This is a genomic window from Acidisphaera sp. S103, assembly GCF_009765975.1.
In the GTDB taxonomy this organism is placed as follows: Bacteria; Pseudomonadota; Alphaproteobacteria; order Acetobacterales; family Acetobacteraceae; genus Rhodopila.
The window spans coordinates 1-3,949 of the sequence record NZ_LMUJ01000075.1 but is presented as its reverse complement, the minus strand read 5'-3'; the positions used below and the strand labels follow the sequence as shown (position 1 = coordinate 3,949).

General features: G+C 56.3%; 3 protein-coding genes and 2 pseudogenes. All 5 read left to right on the top strand.

Annotated features, from left to right (window positions below):
- Positions 1 to 446 (top strand): PEP-CTERM sorting domain-containing protein (locus tag GSQ89_RS25975; RefSeq protein WP_158930734.1); only part of this gene is annotated, 446 nt, incomplete at its 5' end.
- A gap of 513 nt (positions 447 to 959) precedes the next feature.
- Positions 960 to 1,517, top strand: coding sequence for a PEP-CTERM sorting domain-containing protein (locus GSQ89_RS25970; RefSeq protein WP_158930732.1), 558 nt, complete (start codon positions 960 to 962; stop codon positions 1,515 to 1,517).
- A gap of 186 nt (positions 1,518 to 1,703) precedes the next feature.
- Positions 1,704 to 1,880: pseudogene (locus GSQ89_RS40270) on the top strand (IS3 family transposase); the annotation flags it as partial.
- A 29-nt stretch (positions 1,881 to 1,909) separates the two neighbouring features.
- Positions 1,910 to 2,494, top strand: a pseudogene (locus GSQ89_RS25960) (IS3 family transposase); the annotation flags it as partial.
- Positions 2,495 to 3,143: 649 nt separating this feature from the next.
- The coding region (locus tag GSQ89_RS25955; protein ID WP_158930726.1) for a response regulator transcription factor at positions 3,144 to 3,949 on the top strand (806 nt) is incomplete at its 3' end.

Below are 3,949 nucleotides of genomic sequence, written 5' to 3'. Positions count from 1 at the left end.
AGCCCATATTGGATACGACTTCAATTGATGTCACGGCGGGAGGCTCGGGGACGTTGTATGTCTGGATCACCGAACAGGACATCAGTTCACCTGCTGGCGTTTCGAATTTCCTGAGTGGATTCACCTCCAACACGTGGAATGGTCTTGTCACTTCCGTCACGGAAAACACTTACCTTTCCGATAGCAACGCGCTGTTTGGCGGAACCAAACTGGCGACCGCCACCTTCACCACGCAGTCTCAGAGCATGAACGAAACGGTCGCATCGCCAATGCTGACCTCGCCTTACTCGGAGACGGTGGAATATATCCTTACCTTCGGCGGTGAAGGAAGCGCAAACGACACAATCGACATGTCGGCTGTCCCTGAGCCAGCGAGTTTGGCACTGCTTGGCGTTGGGGTCTTTGGTCTGGGGATCTTTAAGGGGCGCCGGCGTGCTCGGGTCTGATTACAGAAAAAGGATGCGAATTCAGAGTGGTATTCCGAGTCGCAAAGGACTTGTATTGGAGGCGTTCTAAAGCCGTGGCCGAGTGGGATGAACATCCCACTCGTCCCCAATGCCTCCTCCTCAACCGACGCAGGCATCTCGGACTTCAAGGTTGGCTAGAACTGAGTAGGGCATGAGCGTCTAGTGCGGCCTTGCTGCGGCCGGGCCCTCGCCCGCTGCTCCACATACTGAATGTGGCAACTCATGATACCGGTTCCGATTCGAATAAAATGGGGGGTAATTAAAACGAATGATGGATGCCCTGATGATTCGGTTACTGCGGCCGAAATTAACCCCCTGTCCGAATTTCCGGGTCCACCTCAGATCCCGCGATGGTACCAACGAAACGACCTCTGAGATTGCGGGGTTTGTCCTCGCTCATAGATCCATAGATATTGGCGTTCGGAATAGTTTGACATTTGCAATCAGTATCATATAAGAAGCAATAAATGTCGTGCTTAAGGGAATTCCATAGTGTCCACCTTTAAGAATCTCACTCTTGCGGTCGTGCTGACCGTTGCCGCCCACGCTGGGGCCGCGAATGCCTCAGTTATTTATAATCTGACGCTCACCCCCACGTCGGGCGGCACAATCGAGGGTGCCGGGACGATAATGCTTAGCGCGGCGCCTTTGCTGGGCTTCAATCAGGTCTCGAACTATTTCCAGACGCCGCAAGGCGGTTCGGGCACGTTGCTCGACCTAAGCCTCGTCATCGGTGGCGATAGATTCACGTTGGAACAAAAAAATAGCAACTCAAATCCACTCGCTCAATTTATATCGGGCGCGCTTGATGACATCACCTTTGCGGGCGTCGCTGCCAACGGTGATTCACTGATGATGACCTCCGATTTCGTGTTCTATATGGTGCAGAGCGGGCAGCAAGAGTTCGGCACATTCTCCGCTGTCCTTGACAGACCATCCGCGGTACCGGAACCGGCGTCGCTGGCGTTAATGGGCGGCGGCTTGCTGGCGCTGGCGGCACTCCGCCGTCGCAGTGGGACATCTGACGGCGCTCCCACAATGAGCTACTGACCGATACACGTTGTAGTACGCGCGGACCGTCGCAAAGATGGGTTCGCTGCTATCCTACCACTGGAGGCGGACGCTACTGGAGGGAGTTTCTGCCAATCGCCAAGCCCGGCCGAAAAGCGCGATTACCTCCGTCGTCGCCGGCCCCGCGCCATCTCCGTCCGGAGAGGGTGCAAACTGCTGGGCCTCTTGCGATCCAGGTTCTACGACAAATCACTCGCTCCTCTCAGCTCTGACGAGCTCGTCGCCCGCATTGTCGCGATCTGTGACGAATTTGAGTGCTACGGCGGCTACCGGCGGGTTGGGGCGGCGCTACGCCATCAGGGCGTGGCCGTGAACAATAAGAAACTGCGTCGCCTCATGCGCGAGCACGGCCTCAGCCGAAGCGGCGCCGACGACACGTGGTTACCACAAACAGCGATCACGCTAGGCCGACCTATCCCGACCTGGCCAACGATCTTATCCCCAATCGCCCGAACCAGCTCTGGGTCGCCGATCTCACTTACGTCGCTATCCCGGGTGGCTTCGTCTGTCTGGCGGCACTCGTGGATGCTTGGTCACGCAAGGTGGTCGGGTACGCGAATAGCCGGTCGATGGACGCCCGCATCGCCGTGGCCGCGTTGAAAGCAGCGATCAAAGCACGCAATCCCGGCAAGGGTTGCATCCACCATCCAGACCGTGGATCGCTATACGCATCGGCGGTGTATCGCGAGCTGCTAGCTACCCAAGGCCTGGCTGGATCGATGAGTCGCCGCAGCAACGCGTACGACGACGCCAAGGCGGAAAGCTTCATGAAGACGCTAAAGGTCGAAGCAGTCTACTTGGCAGCTTACGAGACGTTCGACGACGTCACCGCCGATCTTCCCCGCTTCATAGACGAGATCTACAATTCCAAACGACTGCGTTCGGCTCTGGGCGATCTCACCCCGATGCAGTTCGAGCATCAACACGCTCGGCAGACGGTCAAAGCCGGGGCTTGATTCTGTCCACCAGCAGGGGCGCACTCCACAGGAGGGGCAACAATGGCTGGTAAATTCAATATTTTTGACACTCTGACTCGGCGCGGACGAACGGCGTGACGCCCAAGACGATAACCAGTTTCTAGCGCATGCCCATTCTTATATCGCGGCTTACCTCACAGCAACCGGCGATCCGGCCAGTCACCGCCGCCTATTCTGGTATCGGAAAGGCGACTGTTGGGCGCCTTGCGAGCGGTTGAACGCGTGCTGTGATTGGGGCGACGGCTTGCCGGCATAGCGCTCATGCATATGAGCCAGAAGGGTCAGCTGGGCCGGCAGACAAGATGTGTCCGGCCCACCGTTCCCGTTCGTTGCCAGGACAAGGGCTATCACATCTGTGCGGCTGGCACGTCAGCGATCGAAGTTTGCGGCAGAACCCTTCAAAAACACTTTAAGCGCTGCTAAAGGTAATTGTTTTCTAGGAATTTATCAAAACTGATCATCAGTACAAAAGAAAGATGTTTTATCTTATTGTTATAACGGACAACCCTCAATTTTGAGTGGCATTTGTTGCTAATAATGGATAATTTCGCACGGCGTCACCCCGTGGCGTCCCGCTATTGAAAACAATCCTTGATTACCCTTCCGCACAAAAAGAGAGGACTACAATATGGATTGGCATAGTGTCGAGCCAGTTAGCGCTGCCCAAACGCTGACTCGATCTGAAAGTCCGGCCTATGGCCATAGTGATTTGGCCGAGCAGCTGGGAATGGATCTTGGGATCAACGTGGATGGGCAGCCGTCCGAGCTGGCCGGTGGAAATGTCAAGTCGCTCACCATCGGCTTGATCGACCGCTACCTACTCACCCAGGAATGCCTGGCCAAGGCGCTCGGCAGTCTGCGTCCCGAAATCGAAATATCCTGTTTCACCGCTCTCCAGAACTGCATCGACGCGGCGTCGAGCAAATTCGACCTCATCATTTATTATGTTCATGGCTACGACGCCCTTGACCCAGGGATGAAACAAGCGATCACCACAATCACCGGAGCGTTCCCGACCACACCGGTCATGATCTTCTCCGATGCAGACCGTGCGCAGCATCAGACAATGATACGCTCCACTCTGGAGAGCGGCGCACGGGGCTTCGTCCCAACGCAGACGGCCGGAGTTTCGCTTATTTGGGCGGCAATCAACCTGGTCAACGCAGGCGGCACTTTCGTGCCGGCTGATCTCATGCTCACTGTGAACCGAGATCACGCGCCCGTACGGCGGAGCCAGTTGACATCGCGGCAGAGCGCAGTTTTCACTCAGTTGCGGCTGGGCAAGGCAAACAAGATCATCGCCTACGAGCTTGGCATGTGTGAAAGCACGGTGAAGGTCCACGTCAGAAACATTATGCGCAAGTTGGGCGCCACGAACCGAACTCAGGCCGCATACAAAGGGCTGAGGTTTTCGAACGAGGTAGAGGGTGCAAG